At 41.5% G+C, this 23,524-nt stretch carries 16 protein-coding genes; 12 read left to right on the top strand and 4 right to left on the bottom strand.

Annotation, left to right across the window (positions count from 1 at the left end; translation table 11 throughout):
- Window positions 1–78 precede the first annotated feature (78 nt).
- From H5079_RS06495 to H5079_RS06505, 3 genes are all read right to left on the bottom strand, one after another.
- Entirely contained in the window at window positions 79–3,006 is a 2,928-nt protein-coding gene (locus tag H5079_RS06495) for a TonB-dependent receptor (RefSeq protein WP_182683746.1), read from the bottom strand.
- 247 nt (window positions 3,007–3,253) lie between these two features.
- Window positions 3,254–4,027, bottom strand: coding sequence for a thiol:disulfide interchange protein DsbG (gene dsbG, locus H5079_RS06500; RefSeq protein ID WP_182683747.1), 774 nt, complete (start codon window positions 4,025–4,027; stop codon window positions 3,254–3,256).
- A 9-nt stretch (window positions 4,028–4,036) separates the two neighbouring features.
- Window positions 4,037–4,858 carry a TlpA disulfide reductase family protein gene (locus H5079_RS06505; protein WP_182683748.1) on the bottom strand — a complete coding sequence of 274 codons (822 nt, stop codon included), beginning with the start codon at window positions 4,856–4,858 and terminating at the stop codon, window positions 4,037–4,039.
- 160 nt (window positions 4,859–5,018) lie between these two features.
- Between H5079_RS06505 and H5079_RS06510 the strand changes: the two genes are divergently transcribed.
- From H5079_RS06510 to H5079_RS06540, 7 genes are all read left to right on the top strand, one after another.
- Window positions 5,019–5,690: a response regulator transcription factor gene (locus H5079_RS06510; RefSeq protein ID WP_011329799.1), complete on the top strand. Its 672-nt coding sequence runs from the start codon at window positions 5,019–5,021 to the stop codon at window positions 5,688–5,690.
- Window positions 5,690–7,006, top strand: a complete 1,317-nt coding sequence (locus tag H5079_RS06515) for a histidine kinase dimerization/phospho-acceptor domain-containing protein (protein WP_182683749.1) — start codon at window positions 5,690–5,692, stop codon at window positions 7,004–7,006. Before H5079_RS06510 ends, H5079_RS06515 begins: the two co-directional genes overlap by 1 nt.
- A gap of 341 nt (window positions 7,007–7,347) precedes the next feature.
- The gene (locus H5079_RS06520) at window positions 7,348–9,951 is read left to right on the top strand and encodes a sodium:solute symporter family transporter (RefSeq protein ID WP_182683750.1); all 2,604 of its coding nucleotides are present in this window, start codon (window positions 7,348–7,350) and stop codon (window positions 9,949–9,951) included.
- Window positions 9,952–10,011: 60 nt separating this feature from the next.
- The gene (locus H5079_RS06525) at window positions 10,012–11,154 is read left to right on the top strand and encodes an exo-alpha-sialidase (protein WP_182683751.1); all 1,143 of its coding nucleotides are present in this window, start codon (window positions 10,012–10,014) and stop codon (window positions 11,152–11,154) included.
- 331 nt (window positions 11,155–11,485) lie between these two features.
- On the top strand, window positions 11,486–14,317 hold the full coding sequence (locus H5079_RS06530; protein WP_182683752.1) for a TonB-dependent siderophore receptor: 2,832 nt from the start codon (window positions 11,486–11,488) through the stop codon (window positions 14,315–14,317).
- A 115-nt stretch (window positions 14,318–14,432) separates the two neighbouring features.
- Entirely contained in the window at window positions 14,433–15,566 is a 1,134-nt protein-coding gene (gene nagA / locus H5079_RS06535; RefSeq protein WP_182683753.1) for an N-acetylglucosamine-6-phosphate deacetylase, read from the top strand.
- Between the two features lie 17 nt (window positions 15,567–15,583).
- Window positions 15,584–16,489 (top strand): dihydrodipicolinate synthase family protein, encoded by a 906-nt coding sequence (locus H5079_RS06540; protein WP_011329793.1) that lies wholly within the window; start codon window positions 15,584–15,586, stop codon window positions 16,487–16,489.
- A 119-nt stretch (window positions 16,490–16,608) separates the two neighbouring features.
- Here the strand turns inward: H5079_RS06540 and H5079_RS06545 are convergent, their stop codons facing one another.
- Window positions 16,609–17,400 carry an alpha/beta hydrolase gene (locus H5079_RS06545; RefSeq protein ID WP_182683754.1) on the bottom strand — a complete coding sequence of 264 codons (792 nt, stop codon included), beginning with the start codon at window positions 17,398–17,400 and terminating at the stop codon, window positions 16,609–16,611.
- Between the two features lie 182 nt (window positions 17,401–17,582).
- On the opposite strand from H5079_RS06545, the gene H5079_RS06550 reads away from it, so the two are divergent.
- The 5 genes from H5079_RS06550 (at window position 17,583) to H5079_RS06570 (ending at window position 23,523) form a co-directional block, all read left to right on the top strand.
- Entirely contained in the window at window positions 17,583–18,545 is a 963-nt protein-coding gene (locus H5079_RS06550) for a DUF4862 family protein (protein WP_011329791.1), read from the top strand.
- An 86-nt stretch (window positions 18,546–18,631) separates the two neighbouring features.
- Entirely contained in the window at window positions 18,632–19,336 is a 705-nt protein-coding gene (locus tag H5079_RS06555; protein ID WP_041454891.1) for a transcriptional regulator NanR, read from the top strand.
- Window positions 19,337–19,482: 146 nt separating this feature from the next.
- The gene (locus H5079_RS06560) at window positions 19,483–21,921 is read left to right on the top strand and encodes a sodium:solute symporter (protein ID WP_182683755.1); all 2,439 of its coding nucleotides are present in this window, start codon (window positions 19,483–19,485) and stop codon (window positions 21,919–21,921) included.
- Window positions 21,922–21,940: 19 nt separating this feature from the next.
- Window positions 21,941–22,648 carry an N-acetylmannosamine-6-phosphate 2-epimerase gene (locus H5079_RS06565; RefSeq protein WP_011329788.1) on the top strand — a complete coding sequence of 236 codons (708 nt, stop codon included), beginning with the start codon at window positions 21,941–21,943 and terminating at the stop codon, window positions 22,646–22,648.
- A complete protein-coding gene (locus tag H5079_RS06570; protein ID WP_182683756.1) occupies window positions 22,648–23,523 on the top strand; it encodes an ROK family protein in 876 nt (291 codons plus the stop codon). The genes H5079_RS06565 and H5079_RS06570 overlap by 1 nt, the downstream gene beginning before the upstream one ends.
- Window position 23,524: the final 1 nt, after the last annotated feature.

Consider the following 23,524-nt stretch of genomic DNA (forward strand, 5'->3'; position numbering starts at 1 on the left):
TAAGAAACAAGGTAAACACAAATAATAAGCCAACTTTATGTTTAAGCCGGCTTATTAAAAGTTGCTTTAGGGAGCAGTTTAAAAGCTGTAGTTAAACCCAGCGTAATAACGCCTGCCCGAGTAGCTTGAGTTTAGTAACCGTGCGTCACTATCGTTACCTAAACGGGTAACCGACTCTGACTTGGTTAAATTTATAATTGCTGCGGTAAAACTAAGGCCTTCGTATAAGTTAATTGAGGCATTAACATCAACTTGATCATATGGGTCTTGGTACACGTTTAAGCCACTATTTAAGCCCAGTACCGTTTCGCCGCGCTTATTGTATGAGGCACGTATGTTAAAATCATCACCCTCAAAATAAACCGAAGTATTATATTGATACTTAGCACTGCCGATCAGTGGCGATTGTCCAAATGCTTCGCCATCTACGGTTACTTCTGCTTTATTGGTTTTGTTATAGGTGTAGTTAGCGTAAAAACCAAAGCCGCTATCAAAGGCATGTTGCAAAAACACCTCGGCTCCTTTAGATACCGCGTTAGTGCCATTACCTACTGTGCTGTAAGGAGTAATATTTATATTACCCGCCTCTACAATACCGTCTTTACCAGCAAAGTTTTGTTGGGCGTTAATTACCACTGGCACTACAAAGTTATCAACTTTTTTATGAAATAGCGCTAAGCCAATTGCTGAGCCTTCAGCGTAATAATATTCGATAGATAAATCGGCTTGTACCGATATAAACGATTTTAAGTTTTTATTACCGCCACTGCCACTAAAGCCAGGTTGCTCGTTAAAATCGGCTCTGTCTTGTGCCCACTCGTCTGAAATATAACTAATGCGTTGCTGCGCGCCTAAATCAGCATAATCGGGGCGCGACATTACTTTAGCAACCGCGCCACGAATAACTAAGTCATCTGTGGCATCCCAGGCAATGTTAAAGCTAGGCAGTACTTGGGTGTCGGTGTTTTGTTGCACTACAAGTTGGTAATCCTCGACTGAGCGATCATCACCGGTAACAGGCTCCCCTGTTTCATCATTGGTATGATCTAAAAAGTAGGTATATAAATCGGTAGAAGCACCCATGGTTTTGCTGCGTACAACCCGTACCCCTAAATTACCTCTAACTTGATTAAATTCAAAGTCACCTTGCAGATAAAAAGCCGCTATTTTTTCTTCTATATCGTATACAAAGTTGTCTTCCATACGGGTGTAAGGCACGTAGTTACTGGTAATCATATCGCGGTATTTATCCCAATCAATACTGGGCATTTGGTTTATATTAAAGCCACCTGCAATATTGCCTTGGTTAATAAAAACATCTTGCGCTGCCGGCATACCGTTATTCCACTGGTAACTATCAAAGCGGGTTATGCCGCCCTCTTTGGCTTCCCCGGCGGCAATATCAAAACTAGGATCTAAAAAGAAGGTATTACCGGTTTCGCGGTGCAATGTGGCTTCACGGTATTTTACGCCGGTTTTAATGGCTGTTAAAAAACCCCAATCGGTGTAAAAATCTAGATCGCCTTGGTAGTAACTTTCTTCAAGCTCGCTGCGTACAAAGCTTGAGTTTGATGAACCCGGATCGCGCCCACCGCCTACGCCACTGAGTAAATTAGCCAGTGTATTTGGGTCTATATTGAGGGTTACATCGTTTTTACTAAGTTGCCAACCAGCATTTTGCGCTGCGTTTTCAATGGTTGTTGGGTTTTCGCTGGCATTTGAGCTTTTATAGGCGGCCTCCCAACTTTCTTCTGGGCCGCCTTTTGAGCGAGTATTGCCCGCAACAAAGCGCGCTTTAAAATCATCACCTTCGTAAGTTAAATTAAAATCGAAGGTATCTGAACTCGACTCCTCACGAACATAACTGCCACGCATCCACGGAAACTGCATGTCACCTTGTGCGCCACTCGCTGTAGCATCAAACTGCATACCATTAACAATCGTGCCCGATTCATCCAAGTTCACATCGGTTAGGTAATCGGGATTTAACGACCACTCTGGCATATCAATAACCGACTCAGTTCTGTTTTGCTCCAGCGTAAAGCCAAAATAGTTTAATCCTATTTCTACACGATTGGTTGGACGCCACTGCGTACTAAACTGTATGCCTTCACGTTCACGTTTTTCATTAAGTACCGAGCCGCGCACGACTTGTGGAAACCACACGCCATCATAATTATTACCATTGGTATCGGTAATTGTATCCCAGCTATTATTGTTATTGACCGCATTACCATTTACATCTACCGGTTGGCCATCACCTGTGTAGCGCCACACATTGGCATCGGTGCCACCAGAGAGGGTACGGTTGGTGCGCTCTTGGCGAGTATATCCTACTAAAAAACCAAGCGTTTCTGCATCGTTTTTCCAAGAATATAAACCGGTTAATTGTGGCTCACTGTTTTGCGTTACATCACTGTAAGTACCTTCAACATTGAGTACTCCAGAGTTTGCCTCCATGCTAAGCGGCTTACGGCTATGCATTAATACTGTGCCGCCTACACCACCTTCATCTAAACGCGCTTCGGGCGATTTATATACCTCAACACTGGCTATCATGGCTGAAGGAAGTAGCGTGTAATCAAACGAACGCGAAGGCTCGCCTGGTGACGAGGCAATAAAATTACCGTTAAGCTGAGTAAAAGTAAGCTCAGACGACAAACCACGAATACTTACCGATGCGCCTTCGCCGCCATCACGCTCAATCATTACCCCTGGTATACGTTGCAATGAGTCGGCTACGTTTTTATCTGGAAACTTACCAATATCTTCTGCGGTTATAGCATCAACAACTGAGCTAGACATGCGTTTAATGTCGAGGTTTTCGGCCATACTGGAGCGAATACCGCGTACTTCTATTACTTCTATATCGGCATTATTTTTAGCGGTGAGGGCTGGTTGCGCCGCATACGCGCTACCTATGGCAGATAAAACAGATAAACACAGCGCTGATTTTATAAATGTTAATGCTGGTAGTGAAAAGGGGCGATTATTGCAAGTACTCATGACAGTGTGCGGTTCCGTTTTATGCGCTTTTGATACTTAGCGGCAGCGCTATCAATAAAGGTCAATAGCGGGTCAAAAATTGCTGCTAAGTCTACAGCGCCAAACTTAATGGCCGATTAATAAAGTCGATAACTTACTGAATAGCTTATGTAAATAACAAAGTGTAACAATGTTTAACGTTATTTATAAAAAAGCCGGTAAAACTTTTACCGGCTTGACGTTGCACACTATGTACTTGGTTGGTTGTTTACTTGGTTGGCTTACTTGGCAGTGGGCCGAGGATCTCAGTCATTAATGAGGCAGGCGGTAACCCCATTTGCATTTTTACCGCACCATTAGCATCGTGATAAAAAGTAGCGGGGGTGGCTCTGGCACCAACCCCCATCATTATTTGATGGTTTTTCATTAATTGCGCATTTATGTGCTCAGGTGGATTTTTTAGCGGCTGTAATGTACGCGCTAAATTATCGTTTTCAAACTTTTTTAACACTTCTTCAGGGTTGCTTGCACTCATAATAGCCGCCGCTTTGCCTAAGCTGTCGGCTTTTAAAATACCCACTAAAATATGGCGTATTTGTACCTCACCCGCATCCACCCAAGGACGCGCATTTTGCCAAAACTGTCTGCAGTACGGGCAGTTTGGATCAGTGAAGGTATAAACTACTCGCTTTGCCGAGGCTGAACCATCAACTATCCAATGGCTACTCTCTAATGTTTGCCAATCTTTTTGTGCTTTAGGGCCTGTAGCGTAGTCGTTTGCCGCTTGCTCTCCTACATTATTACCATTGGCGTCAAGCATAGGGCCGGTAAATAAATATTGCTCGTCGGCGGTGATATATAAAGTAATAACTTGGCCTTTAAAGTCGGCAACATAGCCTTTCATGTTGGCAGGCGCTGCAAACTCGCTGACTATTTCGCCGCCTTGCTCAGTAACTAACTTAAGGGGTGCTGGCAGTGCTTTTTGTTGAGCCAATATGGGCGAGGTAAACGCAAGTAATGGCAATAAATAAATTAACTTCATGAGGCATCCTTATTGTGCAGACTGTTGATTTATAGCTTGCATGTAATAACGCAAACTCGCGTGTGAGAGCTCTCCCATGTGACTGGTTACTAATTTGCCATCACTGCTATAAAAAAGCGTGGTTGGTAGCCCAGCAGCTCCGGATTCACGACTTACATTACTGTTTTGATCAAAAAACACATTGCGCAAGTCGAGCTGCTCAGCATTAATAAATTTTTGTACCGTAAATAAATCCTCTCCTTGGTTAACAAAAACAAAAGCTATATTAGGATTGTTTTTTTGCGCAGCCTGTAATACCGGCATTTCTTTACGGCACGGTGGGCACCACGACGCCCAAAAGTTAATAACGACAGGTTTGCCTTTAAATGACTGTAAATCAACCTCTTTACCACGCAGGTTATATACCGCAGATTGTGGCAGCTCAACCCCAGCTTTATAAATAGAGGCAGCAAAGGTAGGCACCATAATGGTAAACAACGCGACAATAGCCGCTATGAAATAGGTTTTCAGCACTGCTTTTTTGCCTCGCGCATACAGCGCCAACACAAGCGCACCCGCCACCCAGCCATAGGTAGGCATAAAGCCGCCATCACTTATATTAATAAGTTGCCACCAGTTTTCTTGATACGCATCCCACATAATCAAAACAAACATTAATCGCGCAACAATAAAGCCCACTACAAACGCTTTAAATACCGTGTCTAAAATTGCTTTTTGCTGTGGTTGCTTACGAGTTTGTAAATAAGTAAGCAACCAAAATACGCCTAAGCCTAATAAAATAATAAGCTGCGAAATGGCAATAACAAACGGCCCGAGTGAAATACTTAACATGGCTATAAATCTTCTTTAAATACGGTTAGCCGCTATAGTATACAAAGCGTTAATTAAGCCAATATTAAGAGCAAAAATTAATAGTAAATAAGCACATAGCAGTTACTTCACCAATGGAAACAGGTATTCTAGCTAGGGTATTTTAAACAGGGTAGCGAGTATGTTTGTATTGTTAGTGGAAGATGATGACGTAATAGCCGACGCTATTTGTACTTACTTAACCCACCAAGGGCTAGCCGTTGAGCACGTTAGTACACTAAGCGCAGCCACTACTTATATGCAATCGAGCAATTTTGATTTATGCATTCTTGATTTAAACCTACCCGATGGTAATGGCATTAACTGGTTAAGCTGGCTGCGTGACAGTCGTTTTTCGCTACCCGTGCTTATTCTTACCGCGAGCAATACCATAGATGACAAAGTTATTGGATTAAAAAAAGGCGCCGACGACTACCTGGTAAAACCTTTTGATTTAAGAGAGTTATTAGCGCGGCTATTAAGCTTAAAGCGCCGCGCAAGCGATAGGCTCAGCAATACAATTACTCACGGCGCACTGCAATACGATTTAGAGCAACATAAAGCATTACTCAATGGCACGCTTGTTTGCTTGTCACGTAACGAGGACTTATTACTGCAAACCTTTTTAAATAGTCCGCAACAAATTTTAACCCAAAGCCAGTTAAAAAATGTACTTTATGGCGTGTGCGATGATGTAGCGAGTAACGCACTTAACGTACATATTTTTAATTTACGTAAAAAACTAGGCGCACCGGCAATAGAAACCATACGTGGCCTAGGCTTTAGATTAGGCACAATAGAGGTGAGCCACTAATGAGCTTGCGGTTACGGTTAACGGTATTGGTTGCAGCGGTATTTTTAGGCTTTTGGCTTATCGCCAGTGTGTGGATGATATCGGGGTTAAACAATAAGTTAGAGGTTAACTTTGATCAGCGCCTGCGCTCAACCGCTTTTATGTTAGGTAACATTTTAGCCCACGTACCCAAAGATGCGCTCAGTAAAAGCCTCCCTGATATTATAAATGCCAGTGGGGTAAACACTGAAAAAGGCCTAACCTGTCAAATTAGCTCCCTGCAAGGCAGTATAATTGCCAGCAGTAACAGCCTATCGTTTCCCAATCAGCCTAGCTTAAACCAAGGTTTTAGTTATTTAAGCTCTGGGCAAGCGCAGTGGCGTACATTCACCTTAATTACTGCGCAATATAAAATTACCATTGCCGATAAAGTGGCCGAGCGCGATGTGCTCTATCACGACTTGCTCATTAGCATACTCATTCCACCGGCGTTAGCTATTTTTGTTGCCCTAATATTACTTTGGTTTGCAATTGGCACAGGAATACGGCCAATAAAGTTATTAATACACGCGCTTGAAAAACGCGGCAGTCACGACTTAGAACCGATACAGTTAAACCAGCCTTTAAAAGAACTGCAACCGCTTATAACTAGCCAAAATGCCTTAATGGCTCGCTTAGCAAAAGGGATCAGCCGCGAAAAACACTTTACTAGTAATGCCGCACATGAGCTAAGAACCCCATTAGCGGGTATTTTAGCGCAAATACAATTAGCAGAGCTTACGCAAGATACCACCCAACAAAAAGCACTAGGGCAAGCTAAAAAAAGTGCGCATAGATTAAATACTATTTTAGACAATCTACTGGTGTTAGCCCATGTAGATGCCGACACGCCGCTAAACATTACAGAGCCTTGGGAACTTGAGTCGTTAATTACTACTGTGGTAACAGAATCAAACAACAATAACGCCCGCTTAACCTATAATATAACAGCAAGCCAACCAGTGTACTGTATTCCCAGTGCCATGCTCACTATAGTGTGTCGTAATTTACTTGATAACGCATTTAAGTACAGCAAAGCGAATACACCAGTCATTTTAGCCGCTAATTTAACAGCCACAGCACTAAAAATAACCATTAGTAACCACGCCTATATTAACCAAGCTGACTTAGCAAATATGGCAACTCGTTTTTGGCGTAAAGGCGCAGCAAACGGCGCTGGGCTTGGCCTATCAATTGTGGCCAGCATCGCCGAAAAGTACCAAGGTTCGCTCACTCTTAAAAATAATAATGCGTTATTTATTGCCGAATTTACCGTGCCCGTTAAGGTAAATAACTAAGTTACGAAGTAACCTGATGTAACAACCTTCCTTTTACTGCATGTTTTTTTTAAGCTAATAGCTGTTTTATTAAAATATGCTGAGCACTTGCTAATACATGCTCAGCAACCCGCACACTATCTCGCGCTAAGTACTAGCTGCGGCCAATATTATTAATAAATCAGCGTTGCCCTGCACAACATTTATTTACTTAACAACTACAACACCAACAATTAATTCACCCCATTTACCTTGTATTGCTAGATTTAGAAAATAACAACTGGTATAACAGGTATACATCCGAAACAGTGTTATCCATCTTTGTGTATTAAACTCTGCTAAAAATAATAGGAATACCCGCTATGCATCGTCTTTTTTCAATGCGCTTACGCACTCATTCATTGCGAGCTTTACATGTTATTTTTTGCCTCTTGGCAATCTTGCTTGGCTTAACTTCTCATGCATATGCTGGCGAGCGCGTTGCTCTACACTGGAGTAAGCAAGCCGCGCCAGTAGAAGCCGTTTCTCGCTATGCTCCTTTAGTTGGGGTACATAATGAATTACTGATAATTGCTGGCGGAATAAGTACTAACAACTCCCGAAATAGCACACCCAAATACCTCAGTTCAATATGGCTTGGGGAGCAAAACCCTAATCAGCCACGTGCTTTAAATTGGAAAAAAGCTGCCATAAAGCTGCCTTCACCACGTGCATATGGAGCCTCTGCCTCTTTTGAAAATGGCATAGTACTGCTTGGTGGCAGTGATGAAACTCATACCTTTAACGACACTTTGCTAGTGCGTCGTAACCAGGCATCTGACATAGAAATGCATACACTGCCTGCGCTGCCTATTCCTATGCGTGAAGGTTCTGCTGCCTTTGTTGGTAGTACCTTATATGTACTGATAACGGCAACTGACACAGGTAAAACCACTGCACTTTATGCGCTTGATTTATCCACAACAGCGCTAGCTGCTTTCACCCAAGGTAGTGAGCCAAAGCACTATACTGCAGCGGCAAATTGGCATAAATTAACGCCTCGCCCGCAATCAATTACATTAGTTAGCCAAAATGACGGCCGTGGAGGTGTATTATTTGCTTTAGAAATGCCAAATTCCGACAGCCAAAGTTCACTATGGAAATATAAGGCAGACGATTCACAACCACATTGGACGCCACAAAGCGGGTTTAACAGTGAGTTACCTAATTTACAGTTGAGCTCTGGTAATGCACTGGCAATTGGCCAGTCTCATTTTTTACTTTTTGCCAGTAGCGCCAACCAAACACAGGTGCTGAGCTATAACGCCATCACTAATGTGTGGGCAAAATATGACAGCATTGATCCACAGCTTTTGGCTATGCCTGTTCAGCAAACTACAACCTCAATGGCAGTATTACCTTGGGATGGAAAAATACTCGTTCATCAAGCCAATAAATTTAATAGTAGTCTACAAGTAGCAGCAATTGCCGAAGCGAGTGACGCCTTTGGCTGGCAAAATATGACGGTATTGGTTGTGTACTTGTTTGCTATGGTGCTAATTGGCGTGTACTTCGTGTTTAAAAACAAAAACGTGAACGACTACTTTCGCGGTGGCCAAAATATTCCTTGGTGGGCTAATGCCTGCTCAATGTACGCAACTATGCTCAGCTCGCTGACCTTTGTGGGTATTCCTGCCATTGTTTACAGAACCGACTGGTTATATTGGGGCGGTATTTGGATGATTTTAGCGGTAACGCCTATTGCAGCTTATGTTGCTATGCCGTTCTTTCGTAAAATAGATGCCACCAGTGCTTATGAGTTTTTATCACTGCGCTTTAATATGCCGGTGCGCCTGTTTGCTAGTGGCTTATTTACCCTGTTTCATATTAGTCGCATGGGTATTGTTATGGCGTTAACTGCCCTTGCGCTTGCAGCTGTAACTCCTTTTGATGCGTGGCAGTGCGTGCTGATCATTGGAGTACTGAGCTTAATATATTGCACACTCGGTGGTATTGAAGCCGTTATTTGGACCGACACCATACAAACCGTGGTTCTGCTTTTAGGTGCGCTATTATGCTTTGCTTATATTGTCAGCGGTGTTGATGGTGGCATAGCGGAAATATTTCGCAGTGGTATCGCCAATGACAAGTTTAAAACCCTAGATATAGACTTCAGTATGGATAGTTTCACTAAGCTCTCTATCTGGGTAATTGTGCTGGGCGGTATAGGGCAAAATCTATCAACTTATACAGCCGATCAATCTATTGTACAACGCTACATGACCACTAAAGATGTGGCCTCTGCCCGCAAATCAATTTGGACTAACGGTATTATGGCACCGGTAGCATCTGTATTGTTTTTTATTATTGGTACTGGTTTATATGTTTTTTACCAGTCGAATCCCGAAAAGCTCGATCCAACTAAGCAAATTGACCAAATATTTCCTGCTTTTATTTCCAGTGAGCTACCTATTGGCATTGCAGGGCTTATTATTGCTGGCATTTTTGCTGCTGCACAATCTACCGTATCAACCAGTATGAACTCAATGTCGACCACATTAGTAACCGATTTTATGCGCCCTTTTAACCTTTGCCGCAGTGAAAAAGGCTACCTAAATGCAGCGCGACTGTTAACTCTATTGGTAGGCATTTTTGGTACTTTAGTTGGCTTATTATTTATTAGCCCCGAAATCCGCTCGTTAATGGAGGAGTACTTTAAAGTGGTAGGTATGTTTATGGGTGCACTCGGTGGGCTATTTATTTTGGGTATAATTAGTACCCGAGCCAATGCCTCTGGTGCCATGGTTGGGTTATTTTTTGGCGTAATTACTATGATGTTTGCATGGATATTTGAGCTAGTAGAAGGCTATTTATTTGGCACCATTGGCATAGTTAGCTGTATTTTTGTTGGCTATGTTGCCAGCGCCTTATTTAGCAAACAACCGGCTAATAACCTTAGCGGCTTAACTATTCATACTATGAAGTGATCGGCTAGCTGCAGCCGTTTAAACCACTATTATGCAACCCTTGCAGCCGAGGAGTTTTAAATGAGTACTGTGCAACCTTCACTGACAAATACCACAGTGATCAGCAATATTTTTGAGGCCGAAACAGATGGCTTTGGTAGTTATCGTATTCCGGCATTATTGCCTATGCCAGATGGAAAACTACTCGCATTTTGCGAAGCACGTGCGATATTGTCAGACCATGCTCACAATAAAATCGTACTAAAAACCAGCCAAGATAACGGCACAAGCTGGAGCGAGCAAACTCTGGTAGCCGATGCTGGCGATAATGCCTTAAATAATCCTTTGGTTGTAATTGATGCTGGCTCAGGCGATATAGTATTAATGTACCAAGAGTACCCATACACCACACCCGAACAAGTTGAAAACCCCGCTGCGTGGGTATCTCATGCAGGACAAAACTTTCCATCTAATGTTCACGAAGGCGCGGTAGAGTCAGGCTACCAAGGGCGAATTTGCCGCACCTTTGTACAACGCAGCAGCGATGGCGGACTCAATTGGTCTGCACGGGTAGATGTTACCCGCCAAGTTAAACGCCCAACCGAGGTTACCTGCTACGCTGGTGGCCCAGGCATAGGTATTCAACTGCGCACCGGGAGCTATAAAAACCGTATTGTAATGCCATTTACCCAAGGCCCTTGGGATAATATGAAAGTATATGCTGTGTATAGTGACGATGGTGGCCATCAATGGCAATACGGTGAGGTTGCCCCTGCTGCAATAGCTGAGCACGCTAATGAAACACAAATGGCCGAGCTTGCTGATGGTCGGGTACTACTTAATGCCCGCAGTTACCATGGTAATCACCTGCGTAAAACTGCCTTTAGTGAAGATGGCGGTATTAGTTGGACACCACTGCAAGACACTCCCGATTTAACCGAGCCTGAATGTCAGGGCAGTATTATTAGCTTACAACACGACGCTAAACACAGCGGACTATTATATTGCGGCCCAGAAAACCAGTCACAACGCATTCAAGGCACTCTAAAAATAAGCCTAGATGACGCTACAAGCTGGCAACACATAGCATGTGTTTATAAAGGCTCATTTGGCTACTCTTCTATTTGCCAGTTAAGCAATAACGAGATAGGCGTGATGTTTGAACGCGATAACTATAGTGCTATTTCATTTACGCGCATTAGTTTACAAAATAACGACGCATAAAGCGCAAATAGCCCCTTATAACTCTCTTCATAATTACCTCATAACGCCTTCGGCTAGCTCATTGCTAGCCACATTTACAGTGTTAATAGCCGCATATAAAATTTTATATGAATAACCTAAATAAAATTAACAATATAGCGCCAAACATGTAAACAACCAGTTAAAAAACAGATTTTAACTTTGACATTTAAAACACTCAAGTGGTACGCTGGTATAACAGGTTAATGGCGTACTTGTAACTTCAGTGCTTTGTTGTGTTATTTTGCTGTTATCGAGCAAAGCGAGTTATGAATAAACATTTAAAAAATAATTATAAATTTTTGGGGATACCATGTTGAAATCAAAAACACTTGTTAAATCACTACTGGCGATCAGTATTGCTTCGGTAACAACTTATTCATTAGCTGCAGATGCAGATAATGTAAAAGCAGAAGCAAAAGTAGAAAAAATAATTGTAACTGGATCATATATTAGTAAAGGTGACTTCGAATCTGCTTCACCGGTAAAAATATTAGACGCCGATGATATTGAAGGTGTTGGCGCAGTAAACGTGGGTGACCTACTAGCTAGAATGCCCTCAGTAGTGGGTGATACAACCTCGGCAAGCTCTAATATCAGCGAGCAAGATTCAGGCTTAAATACTGTTGCTTTACGTAACTTAGGATCTTCGCGTACCTTAGTACTAGTTGATGGTAAGCGTTACGTTTCTGGCATGTCTGTTGGCTCTGGCTACGGTGTTGATTTAAACACAATTCCTACCACTATGATCCAAAGTATTGAAGTACTTACCGGTGGTCAGTCTGCCGCTTATGGCTCTGATGCAGTTGCAGGTGTGGTTAACATTATCCTTAAGAAAAACTTTGACGGTGTCGCGTTTAAAGCACAAGCCGGACGCAGTGGCGAAGGTGATAAAGACACAAGAGATATCGAATTTTCAATTGGTAAAAACTTTGATGACGGTAATGCTTGGTTATCCGTTGGTTACTCTGAAGACGATGGCTTAATGGCCAGCGATCGTGACTATTCACGCGTGCACAAAGATGCTGTTGATACCAATGGCGATGGCATACTAGATACGTCTCAGTTTGTGGGTTCTTCGCATGTTTTTGGTGGCCGTATTGATAAATACAATGGTGACGGTAGCTTATTTACCCGTACCGATGATCCCGCAACATCTGATGCGTTTAACTTTCACGATTATCGCTCTATGGTAGCGCCACTAACACGCCACTTTGTTGCCACTGGTTTATCACTGGATTTAAACGAAAAATCGCGGATGAACTTTACTGCTAACTACGCGCGTGTAGATTCACGAGCTCGTTATGAGCCTATCCCACTTGATACCCGCAACGACATTTTTAAGTTATCTAAAGGTGGTACTACAGGTATTGATATTGCAACGCACCCTTGGTTTGCAGGTACTGCACTTGGCAATAACTTACTTGCCGACGGCATTAATAGTCTTGATGATGCAAGCTTAACATTTAGACGCCTATATGAATTTGGTGACCGTGGCGCGGAGAACACCCGTAGCACATTTAGAGTTGCTGGTGAATATGAATATGATATTTCAAATGATATTTACTTAAAAGTAAGCGGTACTTATGGCGTTACAGACCAAAAGCAAACTAACCATGGCGATATTAACCTTGACCGCGCTCGCTTTGCTTTAAATGTTGAAGATAATGGCGCTGGCGGATTCCAGTGTGCTGATGATATTGCTCGCATTAATGGCTGTGTTGTATTTAACCCGTTCTCGCTTAATGGCATTTCGCCTGAAGCAGTAGATTACTTATCAGCTGATACAAATCTAGAAGGTAGTATTGAGCAAGTGGTAGTAACCGCCGTTGTTGCTGGTCGATTAGATTATGCCGTTAGTAACGACGTAGACACTATCGGTTTTGCTGGTGGTGTAGAATACCGTGAAGAAAAAGGCCATGAAACACCAGATCCACTACGCCAAGCGGGTATTGTACGCGGTGCAGCAATTGCTAAAACCAAAGGCTCATTTGATGTTGTTGACGTATTTGGTGAGTTACATATTCCACTGCATGAAAAGTTAAGCTTATCTGCTGCAGTACGTTTTGGCGATTACTCGTCTGTAGGTAGCACTACTAACTGGACTATTGGCTTAGATGCACCAATAACCGATAGTATTCGCCTACGTGGTGCTATGGCAACTGCAGTACGTGCTCCTAACGTAAGCGACTTGTTTGCTGGTGGTACTGCAACTGCAGCACTAATAACCGACCCTTGTAACGGAGTAACTAATGCCGATAGCGGTAATATCGCCGTTAACTGTCGTTCAATTGATGCTATTTCAGATCGTATTGATAACGATGGCGCGTTTAACTTAACGCAAGTAGAGCGCCAAAATACCGCAGGTTTATTAAGCGGCTCTACCGATGTTAAAGAAGAAAAAGCTGATACCTTCACTGCGGGTATTGTTTTTACTCCAGAGTCGATTTCTGGCTTACAAATGTCACTTGATTATTACGACATTAAGATTGATGATGCCATCGCTAAAACTGACCGTACCGTTATCTTAAATCGTTGTTACTCTGCAGATCCTAGCAATTTTGATGCACAATGTGGCGGCTTAGTACGCCGTGATGGACGTTCAGGTGCAGCACTTGAAGTAAATGCAGCATCTGGTAACGAAAATCTCATTGAAACAAGAGGCCTTGATATTGATGTGTCATACATGACCGACTTAGGTGATGGCGATTTGTATGTAGGCTTTGCAGCAAACATCTTAGACACTTATAGCATTACAGGACTCGAAACGGGTGACAAACAAGAGCTAGCTGGCGAAGTAATGTTTCCAGAGCTGCGTTTTAACGTTAATGCATCGTACACAATTAATGAGTTCAATGTGTATTGGCAAGTACGTTACTGGGATGAAACCAAAGACCGTAACGATAATACCGTATTAACAGAAGAGCTTAACTCTATCGACTCACGTCTTTATAACGATGTGCGTTTTAGCTATAACTTTACTAACCAAATCAATGCTTACTTTGGTATCACTAACTTATTTGACGAGCAGCCACCACACCTAACGGCTGGTCATAAGTATCAGCAACAAGGTACTTTAACAAATGGTAGTGCGTATGATTTAACAGGCCGCTCATATTACGCCGGTGTTAAATTAAACTTCTAATCTAAGTAAGCTTGGGTTAACCGTTTAATACTTAAAATATTAAACGCAATGGTGGACTAACCATAAAAAATTAGTCCACCGCTTTAAATGTCAGTACTAACTTAGAAGACTTGTCATGATCACCACTTTAATAGCCGATCATCTATTTGATGGCAAAACACTACACTCTAACCACCCTATTAGTATTAAAGATGGCAAAATTATTGCTTTTGATACTGTAAAAGGCGCCATTGAAACTAAAGTTAGTGGCTTATTAACTGCTGGATTTATTGATACGCAAGTTAATGGTGGCGGAGGTTGTTTACTCAATCAAAATACCAATTTACAAACCCTAACAGCAATGAGCACAGCACATGCTAAGTATGGTACTAGCAGCTTACTGCCTACGCTAATCACCAGCAATTTAAATAAAATAGAACAAACTGCCAACCTAATAAGTACCGCTATAGCACAGCACACCCCTGGTATTTTAGGAGTACATTTTGAAGGCCCACATATTAGCGAGCCTAAAAAAGGCATTCACAGTAGCCAACAAATTCGCGGTTTAAGCCAGCAAGAATTAGATATTTATTGTCGTGACGATTTAGGCATAAAAATAGTCACATTAGCCCCTGAGAATGTCAGCTGCGAAACAATTAAAATATTAGTAGATCACGGTGTACATGTTTGTTTAGGTCACTCAAACGCAAGTTTTGAGCAAGCACAAGCCGCACTAGCTGCTGGCGCAACGGGTTTTACCCATTTATTTAATGCTATGTCAGCACTTGAGTCGCGCGCGCCAAATATGGTGGGAGCTGCATTACTTGATGAGCAAAGCTGGTGTGGCATTATTTTAGATGGCCACCACGTACACCCAAGTACTGCCAAACTAGCTTATAGAGCAAAAGCCGCTCGTAAAATGATGCTAGTTACCGACTCAATGTCGACTATAGGTAGCGAGCAAACACAACTGCATTTTGACGGCCATGACATTAACTTAGTTGGCGACAAATTAACCAGCAATAGCGGCCAATTAGCGGGCTCAGCACTAAATATGATCACCGCAGTGAATAACGCAACACACATGTTAGACATTTCCTTAAGCGACGCCCTCAATATGGCTAGTTTATACCCAGCTGAGTTTTTAGGAATAGAGGGCTCTCGTGGGCAGTTAAGCATTGGCGCCAATGCCGACTTAACTTTACTTTCAACAACAAATTCGTCGCCTCGTGTGTTAAACACATGGATTGGCGGCAAAGCAATATTTTAAAATTACAGAGGCTAAAAATGAATAAACTTACTGGACTGATCGCAGCCCCTCATACTCCGTTTGATAAAAATGGTGATGTTAACTTACCAGTTATTGACCAACTTGCTGAGCTACTAATTAAGCAAGGCGTTAAAGGCGTTTATATTTGTGGTACTACAGGCGAGGGCCTTAACTGCTCGGTTGCTGAGCGCAAAGCTATTGCTGAGCGTTGGGTTACAGCAGCTCAAGGTAAACTAAGTATTACTGTGCATACCGGCGCATTATCAATAGCCGACAGCCTTGAATTAACCAAGCACGCAGAAACGCTTGATATTTTTGCTACCTCTATTATCGCACCGTGTTTCTTTAAACCCGGCTCAGTTGACGATTTAGTGCATTACTGTGCAACGGTTGCCGCTGCCGCACCATCAAAAGCATTTTACTACTACCACTCAGGTATGTCGGGTGTGATGTTTGATATGGAGCAGTTTTTAATTAAAGCTGACAAGGTTATTCCTAACCTTGCAGGTATTAAGTTTAACCATGGTGATCTTTACGAATTCCAACGTTGTAAGCGTGCTTGTGGCGGCAAATTCGATATTCCATTTGGTGTTGACGAGTTTCTTCCAGGTGGCCTAGCAGTAGGTGCTATTGGCGCAGTAGGCAGTACGTACAACTACGCAGCTCCACTTTATTTAGAAATTATCGAAGCGTTCAACAAAGGTGACCAAGAAACCGTAACTGCGTTAATGGATAAAGTTATCGCATTAATTCGTACTCTGGTTCAATATGGCGGCGTAGCAGCGGGTAAAGCAGCAATGCAACTACATGGTATTGATGTAGGTAACCCACGCTTACCAATTCGTGCGCTTAACGACGATGAGAAAAAAGACGTGGTTGCTAAAATGCAAGCCGCAGGTTTTATGGATCACCAACCAGCGTAGTAACGGCTGCGTTTACCCTGAGTACAAGCTAAGCTTAATGCTCGGGGTGATAAGATAAAATCTATAACTCTTATTAGCCGCATTTATGCGGCTTTTTTACGCTTTGATTTTACGCTCAATTAAGATGTTTGTAGATTTTGGGTAATAATTTGCTGCACTAATTGCCAACTTTGCAGATTTTTATTAAAGCTGGGGAACATTTGAAAGTGACCAATCCCCTTTAGAACATGTAATAGCACATTGCTCGAGTGGCTATTTTCAACAAAACTAGCCGCTTGGTTAATACTCACCTCTTCATCGCTATCACCATGAATAATGATATAATTCACTTTATTATTGATTAACTGCGACGGATTAGCGTTTTTTACTCGGCAGTGATCGCGAGTAAATTGACCGCCTAATAATTTTTCAATTTGTAGTGGTTGCCCCAAATCAGCAGCCGTTCTTAGTTCAAGTACCCCAGAGATAGAAATTACCGTATTTATTGCTAGGCTGGCATTGTTATAGAGCTCCGATTGTTTGTCTATCATAGCGCGTGATGCAGCCCAAGTTGCTAGGTGTCCGCCTGCAGAGTGGCCAATGATCATCACCTGCTTTAAATCTATTTTTTCTTGCTCAGCAATAGTGGTTAAAAAATCCACTCCTTGTGCTACATCGCTGAATATTGTTGGCCATGGCGCGGTAATATTAGGTCCCATGCTATTCATTCTGCGATATTCTACATTCCATACCGCCACATTTAAGCCTAATAAATACTCAACAATATGCTTAGTAGGGTATGTATCTAAGCTATGGTTATCCTTCCAATAACCGCCATGTATAACAATAACCACAGGGACGCTTGCTTCACTATTTGGCCTAAAAAACTGTCCGTATTGTTGGGAGTTACTACCGTATTTATATATTTTCACTTTTGAGCCTAAATAGTTAATTTAAAAAATTCAGATGTTGTTTTGAAGACACACTACTGGTATAACAGCTACACCAATATACATCAAAACCTTAGTGTTTTAATATGGTTATTTAAGCCACTTAAGACTAAAACGATGATCACTATGCTACTGGCGCTAAATTGCGGCTTATAAGGATTAATATGAAAATAATTGTAGGGGCTTATGCATCTGTGCCTTCAGATGCGAGCTGGGATCAAGAAGCTGAGCATTTATTTTATCAACAACTAAAAAACAATACCTTAATAGATGGTTTAGAAGTGCCCTTTACTGGCAAGCTGCATAAATATGATAATGACTGGTTTTACAATCAACTTGATAAAAACTGGTGCTATGTTATTACCTGTATACCAGGCACTATGGGGGAGTTGGCAAAAGATCCGCACTTTGGTATCGCTTCTGATAACGAGGCAGGTCGACTTAATGCATTAGCTTTTTATCAACAAGCCAATGCGGAAATAGCCAAGTTAAATAACCACTTTAATAAACAAGTGGTAAGTCATATACAAATTCATACCGCCCCTGCAATTACGCCTAATACCTCATCTTCTGTCAGTGCATTAGTAAAGTCACTTAATGAGCTGCAAAGCTGGGATTGGCATGGCGCTAAATTAATTATTGAGCATTGCGATGCATATATACAAAACCAATCCAGTGAAAAAGGGTTTATGCGCATTGAAGACGAGCTTTTAGCTATAGCGACAGTTAATAAACAGGCAAATAATAAATTAGGCATCACTATTAACTGGGGGCGCTCAGCCATTGAGGCTCAAAGCGCAACCGGGCCACTGCATCATATGCAGCTTTGCATTAACGAAAACTTGCTCTCAGGGCTGATATTTTCAGGGGCAAGCAGCACATCGGCTTTATATGGCGCTTGGAAAGATAGCCATATGCCCCCTGTTATGAATGATTTTGATCAGCTAAATAATAAAGATTCAGAGTTAAGTGAGCATCAAATTAAAAAATGTATGCAATTACAACAAAGTGCTAAATTAGATTTTGTAGGCTGTAAAATTTCTATTTTGCCACATCAGCAACCGCTAGCGAGTAGAATACAATACATACAAAACACATTAGCTATGATAAAAACGGCCATAGACTAGCTATATCGCTAGTTTTTGGAGAATATTAGTCAATTGATTGTTTTATGGTACAATAGGCAAATAGCTAACCATTTAATAGGTTTTAAATGTCATTAAAAATTACGCGCCCTGTCGAACGCAAAAAGTTGTCAGAAACGGTTGAAGAAGAGCTCGAACGCATGATCCGCCAAGGTGAAATTTCTGAAGGTGATGCACTGCCTTCTGAGCGAGATCTTATGGCTGCATTTGGCGTCGGTAGACCTTCGATCAGGGATGCTTTAGCGGCACTAGCACGTAAAGGTTTGGTAAAAATAAGTAGCGGTGAAAGAACCCGGGTTACTCGCCCTTCAGCCGACACCATTATTTCTGAGTTGTCGGGTATGTCAAAAGACTTTCTTGCCCAGCCTAATGGTTTAAAATATTTTGACCAGTTAAGACGATTTTTTGAATCTAGCTTAGTACGCTACGCCGCATCATCAGCAACGCCAAGCCAAATAAAAGAACTAGGTGAAGCGCTTGAGTTGAATAGCAAATCTATTAATAGCGACACTCAATTTAGAAAAACAGATATTTACTTCCACCGGGTGATTGCTTCTATCCCAGGTAACCCAATATTTTTAGCTGTACACCAAGCGTTAATGGACTGGTTAATTGATGCTCGCCCCGAGCGCGTTAATACTGTGGAATTAAATAAGCAAAGTTATAACGACCATGTTGCTATTTTTGAGTGTATTAAAAATGGTGATGTAGAGGGAGCTGACGCAAAACTCTCTGCCCATATAGATTATGTTTTTGATAATTATTACGACTAAAATTTTAAGTGTAATTAATTAAACTATAGATATTATAAAAAGGCTAAATTTAGCCTTTTTTTGTGTCGCAAATGTTAAATTTATAGATTTCCCATCCACTAGGTGGTATAACAGGTATACACCACAAACAGGTATACAGTTGCACTATGAGAATAATTATAATTTTTTTATTACTTTTAACATCATGCAATGCATTTGCTAAAACACAGCTTGATTGGCATGTTATTAAAAGTAACGCTAATCACCTGCCTATAAATAAAGATTCTTTATATTTTTTAACGAATGACGCTTTGTTTATTTCAAGTACCGACTTTGCCAAATTAAATAAGCTAGACCTAGCAACAAATGAAATAAGTACTGTATTAAACTTCAAACCTATTGATGGTAATAGAGCGCAAGCAATTACAGTGCAGCACAATAACAAAACAGTTGTGCTGGGCGGTTTAGTTAATGGGGTAAAATCTACACGTGTTAATGTTTTAGAATGGCATGATGAATCTCAAAGTATTGTTTCAAAACAGTTAGCTAACTTACCTCGTTCGTTTAGTAAAATAAGTGCGCAAGTATTTGGGCAAAACGTGTACATTACCGGTTTTGATAAGCAGTGGTACTTTTTTAAAATAGCCCTAAATAATGACCAGCAACAGTGGACACCACTTAATGCAGCATTATTTACAGATCTAAACATTATTAACAGTGAACTTGTGGTGCAAAATAATGGCAACGAAAACCGCATTTACGCCGTTTCACAACAAAGCGCAGAGCAAAGCAGCAACTCTAATTCTAAACTTTTATTACACGAGTTTGATGAAGCTGCAAATTCATGGTTAACCGTAACAAGTAATAACCCCACTGAGCTGGTAGATATTGATAAGCTTGTATTTGCTTCTCCTCTGGGTCAATCTCATATTATGGTAGTGACTCAAGGTGGCAAAACCTTGTCATACAATACCATCACTAAAGCATGGTCTAATTACAATAAGTCAGACTATCGTTTTCATAAAATAACTCAGGTTCAGCAACACTCTTATGCAGTAGTAACAGAGTTAAATACTAACAATACCGTTTTAATTAAAGGTGAAATTAGTAATACAGCCCGCGATTTTGGCTGGCAAAACATGCTAGTTTTAGTGATTTACTTACTTTCTGTGGTCATGGTTGGTTTGTATTTTATGTTTAAAAATAAAAACACCAACGATTACTTTAGAGGCGGACAGTCAATACCTTGGTGGGCTGCAGCCTGCTCTATTTATGCCACTATGTTAAGCTCGTTAACTTACATTGCCCTTCCGGCCATTGTTTATCAAACTAACTGGGTACTACTTATTGGTATTTGGATGATAATTGCAGTAGCCCCTATTGCCGTATATGTAGCAATTCCGTTTTTTAGACAGCTAGATGCAACCAGTGCATATGAGTTTTTATCAAAAAGATTTAATATGCCGGTACGACTTTTTGCCAGTGGCTTATTCACCTTATTTCATATTGGCCGTATGGGTATTGTTATGGCATTAACCGCGTTGGCTTTGTCGGCGGTAACCCCTCTTAGTGCCTCTGATAGCGTGCTTATTATGGGAGTGCTTTGTTTATTGTATTGCACACTGGGTGGTGTTGAGGCCGTTATTTGGACTGATACTATTCAAACCGTAGTATTACTTATTGGCGCTGTTGTGTGTTTTGCTGTAATTATTGCAGGCCTCGATGATGGCTTTAACAGCTTTATACAAATTGGTTTTGCTGACGATAAATTTACCATAGTTAATAACGACTTTAGCCTTGAGAGTATTACTAGCTTATCTATTTGGGTTATTGTGCTGGGCGGTATTGGCCAAAATTTATCGAGCTACACTGCAGATCAAGCCGTTGTGCAAAGATATATGGTAACCAAAGATCCTGCCTCAGCGGTTAAATCTATTTGGGCCAATGCCATATTAGCGGCGCCGGGCGCGTTATTGTTTTTCTGTATTGGTACAGGCTTATATGCTTTTTACCAACTTAACCCTGAAAAACTCGACCCAACCATTCAAATTGATCAAATTTTCCCTACGTTTATATCAAATGAACTACCAATGGGTTTAGCCGGGCTCATTATTGCGGGTATTTTTGCAGCAGCGCAGTCAACGGTTTCAACCAGCATGAACTCTATTGCCACTACGGTATTAACCGACTTTGTACGACCTTTTAATTTAGCCAAATCTGAGAAGTCTTATATGAGTTTAGCGCGCATCCTTACTTTTATTTCTGGCGTATTAGGCACCTTGGTTGGATTAATATTTATCGACCCTGAAATACGCTCACTAATGGAAGCTTATTTTAAAGTAATTGGTATGTTTATGGGTGCATTAGGTGGCATATTTATACTTGGCGCATTAACCAAACGTGCTAACTCTGTAGGCGCTATAGTAGGTATTATCTCAGGGGTGAGCTTAATGATCTCAGCATGGAAATATGGCTGGGCTAATGGCTATCTTTACGGAACAATAGGTATTTTAACCTGCTTAATTGTTGGCTACTTAGTTAGTTTATTATTCCCTGCACACAATAAAGATCTTTCAAAATTAACCTTATATACAATGAACCAATAACCAAATTTAAGAGCAAAATATGTCAAATAAAAATATAGAGTTAGAGAGCTTTTTAGTAAACCATTTGCAAAGTAGTTTAATTGCATCATGCCAGCCTCTTGACGATGGCCCTATGGACAAAGTTGAGCATATTGTTGCTATGGCATTAGCAACCGTAGCTGGGGGTGCAAAAGCACTACGAATTGAAGGCATTGAAAATGTACGTGCGGTCGCAAAAGTAAGTAATATTCCTATTGTAGGAATTGTTAAACGCGACCTTACTGATACCGAGGTGCGCATAACCCCCTTTATTGAAGACGTTATTGGCCTGGCCGAAGCCGGCGCAACTATTATCGCGTTTGATGGCACAGATAGACCTCGCCCAGTAGATAGGCTAACTCTGTTAAACACCATCCACGAACACGGTTGTATTGCTATGGCCGACTGTGCTGACCTTGCTGGCGGCAAGTTTTTACACGACGCTGGCTGTACCTTTATTGGCAGCACGCTATCTGGTTATTTAGATTTAAGTACAACCCCAAACGAACCCGACTATCAATTAGTAAGTGACTTAGTCAGTGCTGGTATAAAAGTGATTGCCGAAGGGCGCTACAACTCGCCTGAACGCGCTGCAAAAGCAATCGAACTCGGTGCATTGTGCGTCACTGTTGGCTCGGCAATTACCCGCCTTGAGCATATAACTGGGTGGTTTGTGCAAAGTATTAACAATGCAAAGAGTGATATTTAATGATGAATATTGCCATTGATATTGGCGGCACCAAAATAGCGTGCGCACTTATTGATAATGACCAAATCGTTAATTCAATAAAAGTTGACTCTATTATACATACTAATATTGATGACTTAGCGGCATACGTTTATACCGTAATTGAAAAGTGGGTACCTCAAGCCAGCTCAATTAATATTGCTTGCACAGGCCAAGTTAGCGCAGAATTTGTGAATTTTTTATCTGTGCGTCGTAAATTACCATTAAAAGCACAGTTAGAAAGCCTAACTAACCTACCCGTTACTATAATTAACGATGCCTCTGCAGCCGCTTGGGCTGAATACACGGTAAATGAGCAGGTAAAAAATAAAAACTTTATTTACATTACCGTATCAACAGGAGTGGGGGCAGGCATTGTATTTAACGACCAAATAATCACCTGCGCCGATGGGTTTTGTGCCCACCTAGGCCACACCACAGTACATATTCAATCAAACCATAACTACAGCTGCCACTGCGGCAGAACAAACTGTGTTGAGTCAATTGCCTCAGGCACTGCTATTGCTAAACACGCCAGCAAAGCACTGGGTAAAACACTCAATGCAAAAGACGTATTTACAAACTACGCTGAGCATCCTGAAGTAGCCGAAATTATTGATAATGCCGCATCGGCCGTGGCCGAGCTGATATTTAATATGAAAGCCACATTTGGCAACGAAACAGTTGTTATTGGAGGCAGTGTGGGTTTGTCAGCATTATTTTTTAATAAAGTAGCTGAAAAAATTCAACAAGCACCGGCAATTTATCAAGTAACCTTGTTACAGCCGGTATCGGGTGCAGATGCCGATTTAATCGGTGTGCATCACTACGCTAAAAATCAATTAATAGAGAAGTAAA

Origin of the sequence: Pseudoalteromonas sp. SG44-5 (assembly GCF_014164175.1) — a bacterium.
GTDB classification, from domain to species: domain Bacteria; phylum Pseudomonadota; class Gammaproteobacteria; order Enterobacterales; family Alteromonadaceae; genus Pseudoalteromonas; species Pseudoalteromonas nigrifaciens.